Genomic DNA, 18647 nt, shown 5'->3' on the forward strand with positions numbered 1-18647 from the left:
ATGGCTAGAGTAATTGCGGAACGGGAAGACGTGATCCCGCTGCTGGGGGAGGTATTCCGAACCTATGGCTTCGAGGGGGCGAGCTTGGCCCGGATCAGCGAAGGCACCAAACTGGGCAAGGGCAGCATCTATCACTTTTTCCCGGGAGGCAAAGAGGAAATGGCTGAAGCCGTGCTGGCACAGGTCGATGAGTGGTTCCAACACCATGTTTTCCAACCGCTGCGCGAGCGCGCCGATGCTGTGGAAGGCATCAAGGCAATGTTCGACGACGTGGGCCGCTACTTTCTTTCTGGTCGCCGTATCTGTCTGGTAGGAGTCTTCGCGCTCGGCAGCGAGCGTGATCGCTTTTCAGACCGTGTCCGTAGTTACTTTGCAGCCTGGATTGATGCGCTAGCCGCTGCGCTGGAGCGGGCGGGGCGCAAGCCACAGGAAGCCAGTGCGCTGTCCAGAGAGGTGGTGGGCGGTATCCAGGGAGCCCTGGTGTTGGCCAGGGCTTTGGACCAGACGGAAATCTTCACCGATACGTTGAGTAGCCTGCGCGATCGTGTGCTGGCCGTTTAGTCCGGAAGCTGGCAAACCCACGACAACGGTGCCGCCAGGGCGAGGGCCTTGCGCCTGGCAAACGGCGTCAGTGTCAGACCGGCGTACATGGCTTTTAACGTGGCTGCTTTACCCATGCGGCGACGGATCGGCCGCCGTCCCGAGCTTGCTCTCCTCGCTCTTCTGCTCCACCAGCGTCGTCATCAATATCACCGTCAACAACTCCGCCTGTGGCGAGGCATCGAGCAACTCGATGCTGTGCCGCGTTCGCAAGGTCATGATCCTGGCCTGCGCCCTGGCCATGACCTGACCGTGGCGTGACAGCTCGAACCCCATATCCCACAAGCCGCCGCGCAAGATAGCGCCGTCAAAGCGTCCACCCACGACGGCCACCTGCCGCCGCCAGCTCCACAGCTTGCCGCGCAGCTCGAAATTTTCGTCGTTGGTATGCACGTACCAGGTGGGGGCGAACGACAGGAATTTGCGCCTGACCACGGCCACTTCGCGGTCGTTTTGTGTGATGCGCCATGGACGGATGAACCAGCGCCACTGGGCGGCGGCTTCGTACACGACATTGTCGTCGTCATCGGTGACCTGGATTTTTCCCAGCAGGGACAGCAGCTTGCGGGCGATGTGCAGCGTTTTGGGGGCGGCGTAATCGTTCATGGTGGCCTTTCGGCTGTGGGTTCGCTGCGATTCTACAACTTCGCCGTAACTGCGAGGTTACGGAACTTTTTTATTTCACATGGACAATTAAACAAAAGATAATTAATATATTGCCTTTAAAAAATTATTTTTAACTCATGAAAAATTTTCTAGCGGTACGCCATCTGGCGACCCTGCTGATGTGCGCGATACTGGCAGCATGCGGCAGTGGCACTGGAACCGATACGCCATCTCAGAACCCTGTCACGCCGCCGGTGGTGGTGGCGCCACCGGTCGTCGTACCGCCGCTTGCCTATCCGATTCCAACGAATTTGTGGTCGCCCCCAGCAGGTGCTGTGCCCGTTAGCGGCAACTATGTCTACCTGCAGAGTGACAGTGGCGACTATGTCGGCGGTGGCCGCACCTATGTCTACACCAACGCCGACACGCAAATTGCCATAGCGTCCGAGGGCCTGGCGATCAGCGCTACGCTGAGCGGCAACCAGAACTGGCGCGGTGACTTCAAGCTGCCAAGCGCAGCCGGAACCTTGCAGGCCGGTTACTTCAAGGATCTGACGCGCGCCGCATTTTCGGATGCGGCCGTGGGCGGCATCGATTGGGGTGGCGAAGGCCGTGGCTGCAATGCAATCAAGGGCTGGGTTGTTATCGACAAGATCGTGCTGGTGAGCGGCGTCCTGGAATCGATCGATCTGCGTTTCGAGCAGCATTGCGAAGGCGGTTCCACTGCGCTGCACGGCCAGATCCACTGGAACAAGGCCGATGTGACGGCGGGCCAGCCGACCGGTCCGGCACCGATTCCCGCCAACCTGTGGCGTGCTGCTGCGGGCGCCGTACAGGCGACCGGCAACTACGTGTACCTGGAAAGCGCTTCAGGCGATTATATTGGCGCGGGCCGTACCTACAGCTACAACCAGGCAAACGCGACGATCAAGCTCAGCCCTTCGGACGGCTATCTCGGCGTAACCGTCGCGGGCGACCAGGATTGGCGCGGCGACTTCAAGGCCATGAGCGGCATGTCGAAGCTGGGCGTCGGCTACTATGGCGGACTGGGTCGTTATCCATTCAATAATCCTGTGCTTGGCGGGCTGAGCTGGTCGGGCGAAGGGCGCGGCTGCAACACGCTCAGCGGCTGGTTTGTCATCGACAAGGCCACCTACAATGGCACCACGCTGACCGAGCTGGATATGCGTTTCGAGCAGCGCTGTGACAGCGGAAGCAGTGCGCTGCGCGGACAGCTGCACTGGACTGCAACCGATGCCACTGCGCCGCCGGGACCGGTCAACCCGCCACCGGCGGGCCTGTGGAAACCGTCCACCAGTTTTGTGCCCCCAAGCGGGAATTATGTGTACCTGGTTAGCGACGCTGGCGACTACATCGGCGCCGGCCGAACCGAGCTGCTCACGCCGGCTAACAGCACGCTGAACATGACCACCAACCTGACCGCAGCGCTGCGCATCAGCGTGGGCGGCTGGAGCGGCGACTTTGTCGGCATGCTGGGCCTGGGGCAGCTGCAGCCTGGCTACTACGGCGATTTGCAGCGCTACCCGTTCCATAATACTGCCAGGGGTGGCTTCAACTGGTCCGGCAATAGCCGCGGCTGCAATATGCTCACCGGCTGGGTCGTGGTGGACAGTGTCAGCTATTCGCTGGGGCAGCTGACCGCAATTGATTTGCGTTTCGAGCAGCATTGCGAAGGCGCTGTTGCTGCGCAGCGGGGCGTGATTCACTGGGCCAAGTAGTTGCCGTAGTACCGCACTGGCGATCATCGCAAAACCCCGGTTGACCTCGTGCCAGCCGGGGTTTTGCTTTTATTGCATGCGCCAGGTGGGGGCGCGCAGGGGCGCCTAAAGCGGAGGCATGCCCTGGTCCGATGGCAGGTGGAGCCCATCGTTGCGCTGCGTATAGTGAAGTCACGGTTTTGTCCCCCCTTCTCCAGGAGTCATCCATGACCATCCATACCTTCCGCACCCGCATCGCATCCGCCGTGCTGTCCTTTGCCCTGGTTGCTCCGGCGCTGGCGCTGGCCGCGCCCGATGTCGCGGTCGCGCCGCAGTACGACACCACGCACGTGTATGTGGCCAACGCCGATCTCGATGCGTTCGTCGCCAGCTTTGTCGGCACCTTCGGTGGCAAGGCCTCGCCGCGCGCGGTGTTTACGGTCACGCCAACGCCAAGCAAGACCGCGTCGCAATACGTGCAGACGCCGGTGGGCATGCTGTCGGTGTTCGCGTTCCAGACGCCGATCCCGTACGGCTTTGGCGAAGAACGCACCGGCTACCTGGTCACCGATATCCATGCGGCGCGCGCTGCGGCCGTGGAGGCGGGGGCCGACGTGGTGGTGGAGCCGTTCGATGACCCGATCGGCAAGGATCTGCTGATCCAGTGGGCCGGTGGCGTCAACATGCAGCTTTACTGGCATACCAGGGCGCCGTCGTACGCGCCGCTGCACTCGGTGCCGGACAACCGCGTGTACATATCAAAAGTCTCGGCCGATAAATTCCTCAATCAGTTCAAAACCTTTGCCCATGCGAAGATCGTGGCCGACAGCCAGATCGACGGCGGCGAAATCGGCCGCGCCGGCGACACTATCCGCCGCGTGCAGCTCGAATCGAAATTCGGCAAGATGACGGTGTTCGTCACCGACGGCAAGCTGACCTTCCCGTACGGCCGCGAGTCCACCGGCTACCAGGTGGACGACATGGCGGACACGCTGAACAAGGCTGCCGCCAACGGCGCCACCGTGCTGGCCGCGCCGCGCCAGACCAGTAACGGCAACATGACGGCAATGCTGCAATTCCCGGGCGGTTACATTAGCGAGATACACGATGCAGCCAAGCGTTAAAGTCGACACCAAAGCGGTGCGCGCGAGGCGCATATTGGCGCTGATGGTCGGCGTGGTGGGCGGTGTGAGCGCGCTGCCCGGCGTAGCCGGCGCACAGGCGCTTGCTGCGGAAACCGCAGCGGCGCCAATGGCACCGCCAACGGCAGCAGCGACGGCAGCCACCATGGCAGCACCAACGCCAACAGCATGCAACGCCAAGCGCCCGGCGATCAACTTCAATCGCTGGGCCGAGAACTGGGACGTGCTGGCCAGCTCCTGCCTGCCGCGCCAGGCGCTCGACGGCCTCAAATATATTCCGCTCGGCGACGGCAGTTCTTACCTGTCGCTGGGCGCCGGCTTGCGCGAGCGTTACGAGCATATCGATGCGCCGTCGTACGGCGCTGGCACGGCACCGGCCGACGGCTACGTGATCCAGCGCGCCAACGTCCATGCGGACCTGCGCCTGGGCTCCTACGTGCAAGTGTTCGGCCAGCTGGTCGATGCGCGCACGTTTGAGAAGAAGACGATTGCCCCGCCGGATCGCGACAAGCTCGATGTCGAGCAGCTGTTCGTGACGGTGGCCGTGCCCACGGCGGACGGCGCGATCAAGATGCGCGTGGGCCGGCAGGAAATGGCATTTGACTTGCAGCGCTTTATCGCCGCGCGCGACGGCCCCAATGTGCGCCAGTCGTTCGACGGCGTGTGGGCCGACTGGGAACACGGACCGTGGCGCGTGATCGGCTACGTCACGCAGCTGGTGCAAAACCGCAGCGCAAAATCGTTCGACGATTATTCCAACGGCCACCTGACCCTGAATGGCCTGCGCCTGGAACGGCAGGGATTCGGACCGGGCGACATCTCCGGCTACTACTCGCGCTACCGGCGTGACGATGCGCGCTTCCTCGACGCCACCGGCAACGAACGCCGCGACGTCTATGATTTACGCTACAGCGGCGTCACCGGCAAGGTGGACTGGGACGTGGAGGGCATGCTGCAACACGGCCAGGTCGGCGCCAAGCGTGCCTCAGCGTGGGCGCTCGGTTCGATCGCCGGCTACACCTTCGCCAACGCGACCTGGACGCCGCGCGTCGGTCTGCAATTCGACATGGCCTCGGGCGACAAGCACGCGGGCGACGACAAGCTCGGTACCTTCAACCCGCTGTTCGCCAACGGTTACTATTTTTCGCTGGCGGGCCTGACCGGCTACAGCAACCTGATACACGTAAAACCCTCGATCAAGATCAAGCCGACCAGGACCTTGAGCGTGACGACGGCGCTGGGCCTGCAATGGCGCCAGACCACGGGCGACGCGGTGTACGTACAAAGCATGGCCGGCGTGCCGCGCACGGCGGGCCAGGGTTCGCGCTGGACCGGCGCCTACGCCCAGCTGCGCACCGACTGGGCGGTCACGCCGAATGTGACGGCGGCGCTGGAGGCGGTGCATTTCCAGGTGGGCGACAGCTTGCGTCGCGCTGGCGGGCGCGATGTGGATTACCTGGGGATGGAGCTGAAGTTCGGGTGGTAACAACTGCGCACTTACCCCCGCCGCAACCGCACGGCCAACCGCTGGCTCGCCCCATGCACCAGCGGTCCGCATACCATCACTACCGTAAATGCCGCTGGCCACGCGGCCATGAAGGCATATCGCCAGCGCGATAAAAAGTCGGGATGCAGCCCGATGTTGAGCCAGGTGACCCAGCCGCTCATCATCGACGACATCAGCAGGGACATCAACAGCGCAAACACCAGGCGCAGGCGGAACATATCGGACATTGCATCTCCTTCTTGAATTGAAAAACACAGCGTAGTCGCTTGCAACTATCTATACTAGACCGATAAATTCAATTTCAAATTCCGGAAATGCAATCATGCTCGATGACCTGGCCCTGTTCGTGACCATCGTGGAGGAGGGCAGTTTGAACGCTGCCGCCGTCCGCGAAAACCTGCCGCCGGCCACCGTCACGCGGCGCCTGCAAAAACTGGAAAGTGAACTCGGCTACCGCCTGCTCAACCGCAGCGCGCGCCGCTTGCAGCCCACGGCCGAGGGCTGGCAGTACTACGAGCGGTGCCGGCCGCTGGTGCAGGCGCTGCGCCAGGCCACGCAGCAGCTCGACGCCAGCCTGTCCGATATCTCTGGCACGATCCGGGTGCTGGCGCCGGTCAACTTTGCCAGCGGCTTGCTCACACCGGCATGGGCCAGCTTCATGCACCGGTACCCGCATATCAAGCTCGAACTGGAACTGTCGAACCGCCTGCAAGACCTGGTCGCCAGCGGCGCCGACCTGGCGATACGCGTCGGTGCGCTCGACGACTCGTCGCTGATGCAGCGGCGCCTGGGCAGCGCCGGCCTGGTGATGGTGGCGGCGCCGTCGTACCTTGCGCGTGCCGGCGTGCCGCAAGACCCGTCGCAACTGGCGCAGCACGATCTGATCGTGGCCGAGCCGCTGCGTACCTGGCGCCTGCGCCGGCCCGGTGACGGCGCCGAAGTCGTGATTTCGCCGCAGGCCCAGGCGCGGCTGCGCGTCAACGAAATGCGGCTGGCCGTCGAGATGGCGCATGCGGGACTGGGCATTTTGCTGTGTCCCTTGCTGCAAAGCCGGCTCGAAGTGGCCGATGGCAGCCTGGTGCAGGTGTTGCCCGCATGGATGCCCGAGCCGCGCCACGTGTACGCAGTCTGGACCCAGCGCCGCTACCTGCCGGCGCGGGTACGGGTGCTGCTCGAACACCTGGCCGAATTTGCCGCCAGCAGCCCCTTGCTGCAACAATAACCAAGACAATAGCCAGCAAGAAACCAGTTGTGTTCTGCAGCGAACATAGTGTGGGCAGGGATGCCCCTAGAATCAATGAGGACGATTCCCGTATTTTCTTCATTTCCAGGACACCCCATGAAAAAACTGATGCTTGCCTTTGGCGTGGTACACGCCATCACCGCACTATTGTTTGCCGCCGGCGGCATATGCCTGATCGTGATCGGCGCCCAGATCGGCTGGGAAGCAATGTCGGCCGGTGAACCCGGCCTGACCGCTGCCCAGGACGTGATCGAGGCGATCGGCATCCTGGCCGCCGCCGTGGTGGCCTTGCAGATTGCCGAGACCATCGTCGAGGAAGAAGTCGTGCGCGATGCCGACATCAGCGCACCGACGCGCGTGCGCCGTTTCCTGTCGCGCTTTTTCGTGGTGGTGGTCGTGGCGCTCGGTATCGAGGGTTTGGTGGCGACGTTCCACGCCGTGCACGATGATTTGAGCGAACTGGTTTATGCGGCAGCCCTGATCGGCAGCGTCGGTATCCTGCTGGCGGCATGGGGCGTATTCGTGCACCTGAACCGCTCGGCCGAGGAACTGGAACCCGATGCGATGCAGGATGCCAAGAACGAGGATGAAAAAGTGCAGGGCGAGTAAGCAGCCATGCGGTTGCCCGGCATGCCGGGTGCTACGCCTCAAGCAAAAAAGGGCCCGATCTACGCGAAGATCGGGCCCTTTTTGCGTGGCAAGTCAGAAGCTCACCGCAACGCCGTGGTATAGGTCAGTGAACCATACGCCTTGCGCCGCCCGCTGCCCGTGGTCAGCGCGCTGGTGTTTTGCAGCGAGAACGACAGCGACGATTCGCCCCAGCCATAGGCGATGCCGGCCTGGCCGATCACCTGCGATTCGCGCAGTTCGGCGCGGGTGCCGCCGGGCGGCAGGTCGTTGCTGATGCCGGCGTGCGAGAAGAAGTGGTCGCCGTGCACGGCCAGGTATGCCATCCAGCCACGGCCGAAAATCAGGGGATCGCCGCTGCGCGCCAGTTGCCGCACTGATGATGCATAGCTGCGCTTGAGCGACGTGCCATACCGCAGCATCACGCTGCCACCCACCGACGACAACATATTGCCGGCCTCGGCGCCGCCAAGCACGATCGCGTCCAGCGAAGGCGCCGCGCTGTCGCCGTCGCCGCTGGCAAAGCGCACCGCGCGGTAGCGCTCGATGCCGTACAGCAGCCGGTTCGAGACCTGGCTGTCCCAGCCCTCGGGCCGGGTCGATCCCGTGATGCGGTGGATGAAGGTCTGCGCCTGGCGCGCGCCCGAGGCCGGTCCGATCATGCCGAGGTTGAGGCTGAACATGTCGGCCACGTCGCCTTGCACCGACACCTGCGCCGCGCGTACCCACAGCGCACCCAGGTATGGCGCGTCCATCGGGTTCGGCTCCCTGGTGGTGATGTCGCGCGGCGTGATCATGACCTGGTTGAGCGAGACCGACGTCATCGCCGCCGGTCCCACCGCCAGGAACGGCGCGACCGGCGCCAGCAGCCAGTGCGGCGCCAATTCCGTTTCGCCCGGTGCCGTGCTGCGCAAGTAGGCGATGGCCAGGCCGTTGGTGTAACCGCCGCCGTCGGTGCCGGCAAATACATCGTTTTGCAGCATCGCCGCCAGGTGCCGCTCCTCGGCGCCGGCCGTGCCCGCAATCGAGAGGGCGCCCAGGGTGAGCAAGGCAATAGAACAGCGCGCGGCAAGTGGTGTCGGTGTCATGATCGATAGAGGAAGGGATGGTCGGCGGAATGCCGGGGCCATACAATCGAGTCTGAAGATCGCGTTGAGGCCGGTCAAGCGAACTTGAAACGCGAGCGTGAGAAAGGACACCGTGGAGGGAAAATAGTCATCACTTTGGGAGAGGTGCAACACATCCTGGGTGAGCCATCTCCCATCTCAAAGGCCGGTTACTTCGATTTTGGCTTGCGCGCGATGATGTCGGCGATCTGCTTCTTTTCCTTGTCGGTGGCTTTGCGCAGCAGCGTTTCGTGCTGTTCGGCCACCTCCACCGCGTGCTCGATGTCGGGCGTGATCGCGGCCGACTTGCCAATGCGGTACGTCACATACCCGGTCAGCAGGCAGGCCGCCAGCGCACAGGCGATATAGCCGGCGTTCCACAGCGCGGCGCGGCCGTGGGCGCGCTCGAGGTCGCTGCAGACGTGCTCGGCCTGCCTGGTGACGGCGGTCAGTTGCGCGACCGACGCCGCCACGGCCTTGGTGGCCGCTTCGGTCGCCGCGCGCGCGGCTTCGCTGGCGCTCGCTTCCACGATGGCGGCGGCGCGCGCCTCCACCTGGACGGCTGCGGCGATGCGGTCGTCAATCTGGTTGAGGCTGATATTCGCCATGCGGATCAGCTTGTCGCAGCTGGCCACCTGGCGCGTAAAATTTTGCAGGTCCGCCTGCAAGCGTTCGGCCTGGGTGTTGAAGAACTCGCCTTGCGGATGCGCGGTCAGGTCGTCTTTGTTCATCAGGGCTTCCGATAGAAAAGGGCGTGCTGCACACCGTGCAACACGCCCCTATCATACCGTTTTGGCGCCGCTTAGTTGGTGACCGTCAAAGTCAGGGTCGTACCGCTGTAGGTTGGCGTCACTTTGGCAAAGCCCGCCACCGTGATGGTGGTGAACGTGCCTTGCAGGCGGCCCGCGCCAAGCACGGTGATGGTGTCACCTGCTTTTGGCTTGTAGCTGCCCGGGAACTTGATGCTCAGCGCGCCGCCGCCGATGGTGGCGTCGCCAGTCACGGTCAGGCCGGCCTGGGTAGCGGACAGGGCATTGATTTCCAGCACAGTGGCGCCGGCCAGCTGGGTGTACTTGGCCGCCTTGACCGGGGTCGCCGCATTGGCGACCAGGGTGCCGCCACTCACGTACACGTCACCGGCGCCGAACGCGGTGCTCGAGATCGCTTCCAGGATGCCGGCGGTCAGCTCGGTGCCGCCGGTCCAGGTGTTGTTGCCGCCCAGTTTCAGCGCGCCCGTGCCTTGCTTGACCAGCTTGCCGGTGCCGCTGATGTCGTTGCGCCAGCGGTCGGCCGCGTTGAAGCCGCCCTTCGATGCATCCATGTTGACCACGACATTGCCCTTGAAAGCGGCATAGCCGTCGGCTGCCGCGAACAGGTTCAAACGGCCCCAGCCTTCAGCATCGTCCATCACCGGGTAGCCGGAAGCGAGCGCGGTGGTTTTGAGTACCACGCGGCGCTGCTCCGCGCTCAAATACGGCAAGCGGGTTTCGATCAGCACTTCGGCGCCCTTCGGCACCACTGCCGCTGCCGTGGTGCTGGCGATTTGCGGGAAGCCGTAGGTGCTGCGGCGGATGTAGTTGGCCTTGTTGGTCGCGTAGTCGGCAAAGCGGTCGGTGCTCAGCGTGCCCGATTGTGCAAACGACGCGTACGTGGTGGCGGTGGTGGACGTGGCTGCCATCAGCGTGGTGTGGGCCTGGGCGTAGGCGTTGGCTTTGAGGGCCTGGTTGGCCGGGTCGGCCAGGTTGCCGGCGACGACAGCCTCGCCGTGGATACGGCCGCTCAACACGTCCAGCGGCGAGTGCATGCCCGCCAGGATGCGCGATTCGCCCAGTTCCAGGCCACGGCTCAAGATTTCCTGGAAGCGTTCCGGCACCACGTAGGCCATCGCCAGCGCGTTGCGCATCGCTTCGGCCGAGTGGCCGCTGGTAAAGCCGCCGTCGGTGGCCGGAGTGGAGGAGCGCGCTGGCAGCAGCGCCGGCACCACCTGCACCGCACTGCTCCAGCGGAACGGACGCGCATACTTGTAGAAGCGCTTGGCCGGTTCGGTCGAACCGTTGGCGCCGACCATGTTGACGAAATCGACCACGGTGCCGAAGTTGGCGTTGGCGGTGCCGCCCACGCCGTTGTTGTTGCCGCCGTCGTTGTACAGCACCGTGGTGGCGTCGGCCGGCACGTTATTGATGGTGGTGGTCTGCTGGGTCGAGGCGCGCCAGGCGGCGGTCAGCGGACCCATGGCATCGGTCACGCTGTAGCCCTTGCCACGGCGGTCGTCGAAGTAGGCCAGCGTGGTCTGCTCGGCGGTGCGGGCGGTGGTGGCCTTGACCACGTAATCGATATTGTAATTGTGGACGGTGGCGTTGCGGATGGTGCCGCCGTTGGTGCCATCGTTCGGCACGCCGGTCCAGGCGGAGGCGGCGACAGCAGGGAAGGTCCCCACGGCCGGCGCGGTCTGGCCTGCATCGACCAGCTGGGTGAGCGGGGTCCAGATGTCGAGCATGCCGGCCAGCACGCGCACGCCGGCGTTGGTCTCGAGCGTGGCGTAGCGGGCGTCGCCGCGCTGGTTGGTGGCGATGGTGTCGACAAACGCGGTCACGCTCGGTACCGGCGCCGTATCGGCCGCGCCCTGGTCGGCCGGTGCGGCCGGAATGACCAGCGGGCCTTCATGGTAGGTGCCACCGCAGGCGCTGAGCGCGACGGCGATGCTGAGGGCGAGGATGAGCGGGCGGGGAGAAACGTGCATGTCGAGTCCAGGGCAGATGAAGGAGGCCATAGAGTAATGACCGGATATGACGTGCTTGTTACAAGCGGGGCGCCGGATGAAAAAAATTCTTGCATCGTGTTGTTTGCTACAATCATCGCGTGAAAAAATTCCTGCTCATTATTCTGCTGACCATCCTGCCGATCCAGTACGCCTGGTCGATGGCGGCCGTCTATTGCCAGCACGAGGAAAGCAGCCAGCAGCATCCTGCCACGCATTTCGGCCACCACGGCCACCAGCACCAGGCGCAGGCCGGTGACGATGACGACGATGGCGATGACCAGCAGCCGGGCAAGACCAAGGCCCACAGCGACTGCGAAGTCTGCCACCACGCGGTGCAGGCCTCGGTGCTCGACGAGCATGGCGTAGCCGCCCCGGCCACCGCCAGCGGCTATGCGCCACCGCTCACTCCCCAGTATCTATCCCATATTGCCGAAGGGCCGCCCCGGCCCAATTGGCGTCTTTTCGCTTAGGCGACGAGACGTTCGTTGTAGCCCCTGACGCCACCGTCTCGTCGAATTTCCCTTTATTCTGGAGAATTCGATGGTCAAGTATTTCCTGCCGCTCTGTGTAGCGGCATGGCCGGCGTTCGCGCTGGCCGCAGCTTTCAATCTGCCCGCATCGGAGCCGGCCGCGCCGCTCACCTTGCAGACCGCGCTGGCGCTGGCGGCCGACGCCAATGCCGACCTGTCGGCCGCCCGCCACGAGCTGTCGGCCACCGACGGCGCCGTGCAACAGGCCGGCCTGCTGCCCAACCCCACGCTCGAAGTCGAACGTGTCGATCGCAAGCGCGCCGATGACGTCCGCGAAACCACGTTTTTGATCAGCCAGCCGCTGGAACTGGGCGGCAAGCGCAGCGCCCGCGTGCAGGCCGCCGAGCGTGGCCGCGACAGCGCCGCTGCCGCGCTCACCGCGCGCCAGGCCGAGATCCGCGCCAATGTGATCGACGCCTGGTTTGCCGTGCTGGCCGCGCAGGAGCAACTGCGGCTGGCGCAGGAGTCGTCGGAACTGGCGCAGCGCGCGGCGCAAGCCACCGGCCGCCGCGTGGTCGCCGGCAAGGTCTCGCCGGTGGAGGAAACGCGGGCCAAGGTGGCTGCCGCCTCGGTCACGCTGGAACTGCTGCGCGCACGCAGCGAACTGGCGGTGGCGCGAAAAAAATTGTCGGCGATGTGGGGCAACCCGTCGCCACGGTTTGAAAAAGCCGATGGCGACATCGACCAGTTGCCGGCGCTGCCCGACCAGGCCATGCTGCACCACCGGCTGGCGCAGGCGCCGGCCATGGCGCTGGCGCGCTCGGAACTGGCGAGCCGGCAGTCGCTGGCGCAGGTGGAGCTGTCCAGGCGCGTACCGGACGTCACCCTCAACCTGGGCAGCAAGCGCTCGGAGGAGCTGGGCCGCTCGCAATTGATCGTGGGCTTCTCGGTGCCGCTGCCGCTGTTCGACCGCAACCAGGGCAATGTACTGGAGACCGCGCGCCGGGTGGACAAGGCAAGAGATGAACTGTCATCGACCGCGCTGCGGCTGGACTCGGACCTGGCGCAGGCGCGCGAGGATTTCGACCTGGCCCGCGAGCAGGCGCTGGCGCTGCGCACCGACATCGTGCCCGGCGCCCAAAGCGCCTACGCCGCCGCGACTACCGGCTTTGAAAACGGCAAGTTCGGCTTCCTCGACGTGCTCGACGCTCAGCGCACGCTGCTCGACGCCCGGTCCCAATACCTGAACGCCCTGGCCCAGGCGCACCGCGCCCATGCCAGCATCACCCGCATACTCGGAGCAGAACAATGAACAAGAAACAAAAAATCATCATCGCCGTGATGGCGGTCATCGGTCTGCTGCTGGCCGCGTGGATCCTGGCGCCGAAACAGGCCGGCGAGTCGCACGACGACCACGGCCACGATGGCAAGGAAAAAGCTCCGGCCAAGGCGGCCGCAGCGCCGCTTGCGGGCGAACTCGCGCACGCGGATGGAGAGCCACCGGAAAAAATCGTCCTCGACGCCGTCCAGGTAAAAGCTGCCGGCATCGCGCTGGCCGCCGCCGCGCCGGCAAAGATCAGCGTGGTGACATCGCTGCCCGGCGAGATCCGTTTTAACGAAGACCGCACCGCCCACGTGGTGCCCAAGCTGGCCGGCGTGGTGATGGAAGTGCACGCGGACCTGGGCCAGAGCGTGAAACAGGGGCAGGTGCTGGCGGTGATCGCCAGCAGCGGCCTGTCCGACCAGCGCAGCGAGCTGCTGTCGGCACAGCGTCGCCTGGCCCTGGCCTCAACCACGCTGGAGCGCGAACAGCGCCTGTGGCAGGACAAGATCTCGGCCGAGCAGGATTATTTGCAGGCGCAGCAGGCCATGAGCGAGGCGGAAATCGCGGTGCAGAATGCGCGCCAGAAGCTCAGCGCCATTGGCGCCGGCGTTGGGTCCGGTCCCGGTTCCGGTCCCGGTTCCGGCTCCGGCAAAAACCTCAACCGCCTGGAACTGCGCGCGCCATTTTCCGGCGTGGTGATGGAAAAACACCTGGCGCAGGGCGAGGCGGTCAAGGAGGACGCCATCGTGTTCACGCTGTCCGACCTGTCCACGGTGTGGGCTGAAATTGCCGTGCCGCCGCGCGACCTCAACCTGATGCGCGTGGGCGAGACGGTCACCGTCAAAGCCACCGCCTTTGCCGCCGAAGCCAAGGGCAAGATCATCTACGTGGGCGAGCTGCTGGGCGAGCAAACCCGCACCGCCAAGGCGCGCGTGGCGCTGGCCAACCCGGACCGCGCCTGGCGCCCGGGCCTGTTCATCACGGTCGACGTTCTTTCCGGGTCTGCCAATCGTAACGCCAATGCCGCCGATGCGGCGGTGGCCGTGGCGTCCGACGCGGTGCAGATGGTCGAGGAAAAGCCGGTGGTGTTCGTCGAAACAACGGGCGGCTTCCTGGCGCAGCCGGTGAAACTGGGACGCAGCGACGGCAAGATGACCGAAGTGCTGGCCGGCCTCAAGCCGGGCGTGCGCTATGTCTCCACCGGCAGCTTCGTGCTGAAGGCGGAGCTGGGCAAAGACAGTGCCGAACACACCCACTAAGACCGGAGACCATATGTTCGAACGTCTGATTCAATTCGCCATCGGCCAGCGGTCGCTGGTGATGCTGGTGGTCGCCGCCATGGCGGCGCTGGGTATCTACAACTATCAAAAACTGCCGATCGACGCGGTGCCCGACATCACCAACGTGCAGGTGCAGATCAACACGTCGGCGCCTGGCTACTCGCCGCTGGAAACCGAGCAGCGCGTGACCTTCCCGCTCGAAACCGTGATGGCCGGCCTGCCGCACCTCGAGCAAACCCGCTCGCTGTCGCGCTACGGCCTGTCGCAGATCACCGTCATCTTCAAGGATGGCACCGATATTTTCTTCGCCCGGCAGATGGTCAACGAGCGCCTGCAGGAGGCGCGCAACCAGCTGCCGGCCGGCGTGGCGCCGGCGATGGGGCCGATTTCCACCGGCCTCGGTGAAATCTACCTGTGGACGGTGGAAGCGAAGGAGGGCGCCAAAAAAGCTGACGGTACGCCATACACGCCCACCGACCTGCGCGAGATCCAGGACTGGATCATCAAGCCGCAGCTGCGCAACGTGCCGGGCGTGACCGAGATCAATTCCATCGGCGGTTACGCCAAGGAGTACCAGGTGGCGCCCGATCCGCAGCGCCTGGCATCGTATGGGCTGACCTTGCAGGACGTGGTGGCGGCGCTCAACCGCAACAACGGCAACGCCAGCGCCGGCTACATCGAAAAGCGCGGCGAGCAGCTGCTGGTGCGCGCGCCGGGACAGGTGCAGTCACTTGACGACATCCGCAACATCATCCTGGCCAATGCCGGCGGGGTGCCGGTGCGCGTGCGCGACGTGGCCGAGGTGCTGATCGGGCGCAAACTGCGCACGGGAGCCGCCACCGAGAACGGCCGCGAGGTGGTGCTCGGCACGGTGTTCATGCTGATCGGCCAGAACAGTCGCGCCGTATCGCAGGCGGTGGATAAAAAAATGGTGGAGATCAACCGCAGCCTGCCGGCCGGAGTAGAAGCGATCACCGTGTACGACCGCACCGTGCTGGTGGACAAGGCGATCAACACGGTCAGGAAAAACCTGATGGAAGGGGCGGTGCTGGTGATCGCGGTGCTGTTTGTCTTCCTCGGTAATATCCGCGCGGCGCTGATTACCGCCATGGTGATCCCGTTGTCGATGCTGTTTACCTTTACCGGCATGGTCACCTTCAAGGTCAGCGCCAATCTGCTGAGCCTTGGTGCACTGGACTTCGGCATCATTGTCGATGGCGCGGTGGTGATCGTCGAGAACTGCGTGCGGCGCCTGGCGCACGCGCAGGCGCAGGCGGGCCGCAAGCTTACTCGCGCCGAGCGGTTTGTCGAGGTGTTCGCGGCAGCGAAGGAGGCGCGCCGTCCGCTGCTGTACGGCCAGTTGATCATCATGGTCGTGTACCTGCCGATCTTCGCGCTTACCGGCGTGGAAGGACGCATGTTCCACCCGATGGCGCTGACGGTGGTGATGGCGCTGGCCGGCGCCATGCTGCTGTCGATCACCTTCATTCCGGCCGCCGTGGCGCTGTTCATCGGCGACAACGTGGTGGAAAAGGAGCAGAAGCAGCTGGGCGCCTGGTATGGCCGCGTGCTGGAACGGGTGCTGGCCAATACGCCGGTGGTGCTGGCGTTTGCCGGCATCGCGGTCGTGCTGTCGGTGCTGCTGGCCACGCGCCTGGGCAGCGAGTTCGTGCCGAGCCTGAACGAAGGCGATTTCGCCATCCAGGCGCTGCGCATCCCCGGCACCAGCCTGACGCAGTCGGTGGAAATGCAAAAACAGATCGAGGTCACACTGAAGAACAAGTACCCCGAGATCGACCGCATTTTTGCGCGCACCGGCACGGCGGAAATCGCGTCCGACCCGATGCCGCCGAATATTTCGGATGGCTATATCATGCTCAAGCCGCAGTCGGAATGGCCAAAACCCCGTAAAACGCGCGACGAGCTGCTGCAAGATATCCAGGCCACGCTGGCACGCCTGCCCGGCAACGGCTACGAGTTCTCGCAGCCGATCCAGCTGCGCTTCAACGAATTGATCTCGGGCGTGCGCAGCGACGTGGCGGTCAAGCTGTTCGGCGACGACACGCAGGTGCTGAACGACACCGCCGCGAAAATCGCCGCTACCCTGGGCAGCGTAGCCGGCGCCGCCGAAGTGAAGGTGGAGCAGACCACCGGCCTGCCGATGCTGACCGTGCAGATCGACCGCGAGAAAACCGCGCGCTATGGCCTCAACGTGGGCGACGTGCAGGACACGATTGCCACCGCCATCGGCGGCGCCGAGGCCGGTACGCTGTTCGAGGGCGACCGCCGCTTCGACATCGTGGTACGGCTGCCGGACGTGCAGCGCCAGGACCTGGAAGCCTTGCGCCGGCTGCCGGTGCCGCTGCCCAGGGGCGCGGCCGGCGTCAACTTCATCCCGCTTGGCGAGGTGGCCAGTTTCACCATCGCCCCCGGCCCCAACCAGATCAGCCGCGAAGATGGCAAGCGCCGCGTGGTCATCAGCGCCAACGTGCGCGGGCGCGATATCGGTTCGTTCGTGGCCGAGGCGGAAAACACGCTGCGCAGCCAGGTCCAGGTGCCGGCAGGTTACTGGACTGCGTGGGGCGGCCAGTTCGAGCAGTTGCAGTCGGCGTCGCAGCGGCTGCAACTGGTGGTGCCGCTGGCCCTGGCGCTGGTGCTGATTTTGCTGTTTGCCATGTTCGGCAGCATGAAAGATGGCTTGCTGGTGTTTAGCGGCATCCCGTTCGCGCTCACCGGCGGCATCGCCGCGCTGGCGCTGCGCGGCATCCCGTTGTCGATTTCGGCAGCGGTGGGCTTTATCGCGCTGTCCGGCGTGGCAGTGCTCAATGGCCTGGTGCTGATTTCGTTCATCCGCAAGCTGCGCGACGATGGCCTGACGGTGGAGCAGGCGATTCGCGCGGGCGCGCTCGGTCGGTTGCGACCGGTACTGATGACGGCGCTGGTGGCATCGCTGGGCTTCGTGCCGATGGCGCTGGCCACCGGCACCGGCGCCGAGGTGCAGCGCCCGCTGGCGACGGTGGTCATCGGCGGCATCCTGTCATCCACCGCCCTGACCCTGCTGGTATTGCCATTGTTGTATCGCCTGGTGCATGGCCGCAGCAGGCAGGCTGGCTGAAGTTAGTCCGGTGCACGCGGCACGGTACAAACGGTACAATCTGCGGCGCGCACCGGGCGCGGCCTTATTGAAGAGATCACCAGATGCAGGAATTTGAAAAATGGCTGGCGCGGGTTTTGTTACTCAATAGTGCGCTGGCGCTGGCCGTCAGCCTCGGTTTGCTGGGCGAGCCGCAATATGGCGACGCGCTGGCCGTGCTGTTTGGCGTGGCCATGCTCGGCTTCCTGGCGGCGGTGCTTTCGCTCAAGCGCATGATCAGCGGGCTAATCGGCGGCATTCTTTATTACCTGCCGCAGGTGGGCAGTTATTTCCCCTACGACAGCAGCTGGCAGTTCAGCGTCAAGGCGGGCGTGAGCCTGGGCCTGGTGGCGCGGTTCGGCCACGGCGTGTTCGTCCTCAATATGGTGGCGCTGGCCTTGCTGGCCGTCACTGCGGTGGTGCTGGCCTGGCGCCTGCGTCACCGATCCCCTCCAGCGTCTTCAGCACGCTGACCCCCGCCCATCAGCAAGTCATTGCACTGTCACAATATTAATGCAAAGTATCATTTCACAAAGTTACAGAAGTGAAATACTGTTACGAAAACGATGTTTTATTGCCATTAATCAAGGTTAATTCTGTGAAAGTAATGCAAGGTAGTCGATTTTGCATCTTTATTGCCCCCTAAATATTGCTGAAAAGTTGGTTGCGGCAACGAGACACGGCATCAAATAAATTCTTTTCAGCAAGTAACTCGGCTATACTTCGCGCTACTTCGGGCGTTCCGGGTAGCTGGTCAGCTCCCCAGCGGTTGAAAAAAGCCTATTTGATTCAAAGACTTATGTTTTTGGATGCGCAATGGATCAAGCTGTATCGGAATATTTTTCCTGACGGGAATAAGTTTACTTAGTGGAAGATTCGTGCCGGTCGCCCTGTAACCATGCCGCCGGCGGTCTTTTACATTGGGCGCTTTGCCCCGGATTCTTGTGGTGAATTAGACAAGTAATATTTTTTGCATATTGCGCAACGAAAAAAGCTCGTACCGTTTGCTAAAGTTAACATTTTTGTTGACGTAAAGAACGATACGAGCGCCTTGTTGCGACGGTAGTCACGGGTTGGTTGTAAATACATATTAATAAAACGGCATATTGCCACTGACGAAGGCCAACGAC

General features: G+C 63.9%; 16 protein-coding genes. 11 read left to right on the top strand and 5 right to left on the bottom strand.

The features are described from left to right. Entirely contained in the window at window positions 1–561 is a 561-nt protein-coding gene (locus tag F8197_RS21600) for a TetR/AcrR family transcriptional regulator (RefSeq protein ID WP_056143115.1), read from the top strand. A gap of 108 nt (window positions 562–669) precedes the next feature. Here the strand turns inward: F8197_RS21600 and F8197_RS21605 are convergent, their stop codons facing one another. Then, on the bottom strand, window positions 670–1206 hold the full coding sequence (locus tag F8197_RS21605) for a hypothetical protein (protein WP_152883524.1): 537 nt from the start codon (window positions 1204–1206) through the stop codon (window positions 670–672). A gap of 137 nt (window positions 1207–1343) precedes the next feature. Between F8197_RS21605 and F8197_RS21610 the strand changes: the two genes are divergently transcribed. The 3 genes from F8197_RS21610 (at window position 1344) to F8197_RS21620 (ending at window position 5552) form a co-directional block, all read left to right on the top strand. Beyond that, window positions 1344–2945: a hypothetical protein gene (locus tag F8197_RS21610; protein ID WP_152883525.1), complete on the top strand. Its 1602-nt coding sequence runs from the start codon at window positions 1344–1346 to the stop codon at window positions 2943–2945. Window positions 2946–3151: 206 nt separating this feature from the next. Next, entirely contained in the window at window positions 3152–4048 is an 897-nt protein-coding gene (locus tag F8197_RS21615) for a glyoxalase (RefSeq protein WP_152883526.1), read from the top strand. Next, window positions 4032–5552 carry an alginate export family protein gene (locus F8197_RS21620; RefSeq protein ID WP_373996933.1) on the top strand — a complete coding sequence of 507 codons (1521 nt, stop codon included), beginning with the start codon at window positions 4032–4034 and terminating at the stop codon, window positions 5550–5552. The genes F8197_RS21615 and F8197_RS21620 overlap by 17 nt, the downstream gene beginning before the upstream one ends. Window positions 5553–5563: 11 nt before the next feature. On the opposite strand, the gene F8197_RS21625 is transcribed toward F8197_RS21620, so the two are convergent. Further along, window positions 5564–5800, bottom strand: a complete 237-nt coding sequence (locus F8197_RS21625) for a DUF2798 domain-containing protein (protein WP_019924540.1) — start codon at window positions 5798–5800, stop codon at window positions 5564–5566. A gap of 95 nt (window positions 5801–5895) precedes the next feature. Between F8197_RS21625 and F8197_RS21630 the strand changes: the two genes are divergently transcribed. Together F8197_RS21630 and F8197_RS21635 are read left to right on the top strand one after the other, a co-directional pair. Further along, entirely contained in the window at window positions 5896–6795 is a 900-nt protein-coding gene (locus F8197_RS21630; protein WP_152883527.1) for a LysR family transcriptional regulator, read from the top strand. 117 nt (window positions 6796–6912) lie between these two features. Beyond that, window positions 6913–7425 (top strand): hypothetical protein, encoded by a 513-nt coding sequence (locus F8197_RS21635; RefSeq protein WP_152883528.1) that lies wholly within the window; start codon window positions 6913–6915, stop codon window positions 7423–7425. A 101-nt stretch (window positions 7426–7526) separates the two neighbouring features. Here the strand turns inward: F8197_RS21635 and F8197_RS21640 are convergent, their stop codons facing one another. The 3 genes from F8197_RS21640 to F8197_RS21650 form a co-directional block, all read right to left on the bottom strand. Next, on the bottom strand, window positions 7527–8531 hold the full coding sequence (locus F8197_RS21640) for a lipid A deacylase LpxR family protein (protein ID WP_193333509.1): 1005 nt from the start codon (window positions 8529–8531) through the stop codon (window positions 7527–7529). Between the two features lie 188 nt (window positions 8532–8719). Then, entirely contained in the window at window positions 8720–9280 is a 561-nt protein-coding gene (locus F8197_RS21645; RefSeq protein WP_152883530.1) for a hypothetical protein, read from the bottom strand. A 71-nt stretch (window positions 9281–9351) separates the two neighbouring features. Next, window positions 9352–11289 carry a phosphatase PAP2 family protein gene (locus tag F8197_RS21650; protein ID WP_152883531.1) on the bottom strand — a complete coding sequence of 646 codons (1938 nt, stop codon included), beginning with the start codon at window positions 11287–11289 and terminating at the stop codon, window positions 9352–9354. Between the two features lie 119 nt (window positions 11290–11408). Between F8197_RS21650 and czcI the strand changes: the two genes are divergently transcribed. From czcI to F8197_RS21675, 5 genes are all read left to right on the top strand, one after another. After that, on the top strand, window positions 11409–11780 hold the full coding sequence (gene czcI, locus F8197_RS21655; RefSeq protein WP_056143140.1) for a cation efflux protein, CzcI family: 372 nt from the start codon (window positions 11409–11411) through the stop codon (window positions 11778–11780). 70 nt (window positions 11781–11850) lie between these two features. Beyond that, window positions 11851–13092, top strand: coding sequence for a TolC family protein (locus F8197_RS21660; RefSeq protein WP_152883533.1), 1242 nt, complete (start codon window positions 11851–11853; stop codon window positions 13090–13092). Further along, window positions 13089–14363 (top strand): efflux RND transporter periplasmic adaptor subunit, encoded by a 1275-nt coding sequence (locus tag F8197_RS21665; protein WP_152883534.1) that lies wholly within the window; start codon window positions 13089–13091, stop codon window positions 14361–14363. The genes F8197_RS21660 and F8197_RS21665 overlap by 4 nt, the downstream gene beginning before the upstream one ends. A gap of 13 nt (window positions 14364–14376) precedes the next feature. Then, complete coding sequence (locus tag F8197_RS21670) at window positions 14377–17499, top strand: efflux RND transporter permease subunit (protein ID WP_152883535.1); 3123 nt, start codon at window positions 14377–14379, stop codon at window positions 17497–17499. A gap of 83 nt (window positions 17500–17582) precedes the next feature. Further along, a complete protein-coding gene (locus F8197_RS21675) occupies window positions 17583–17990 on the top strand; it encodes a hypothetical protein (RefSeq protein ID WP_152883536.1) in 408 nt (135 codons plus the stop codon). Window positions 17991–18647: the final 657 nt, after the last annotated feature.

Origin of the sequence: Duganella sp. FT27W, from assembly GCF_009295655.1 — a bacterium.
In the GTDB taxonomy this organism is placed as follows: Bacteria; Pseudomonadota; Gammaproteobacteria; order Burkholderiales; family Burkholderiaceae_D; genus Rugamonas; species Rugamonas zoogloeoides.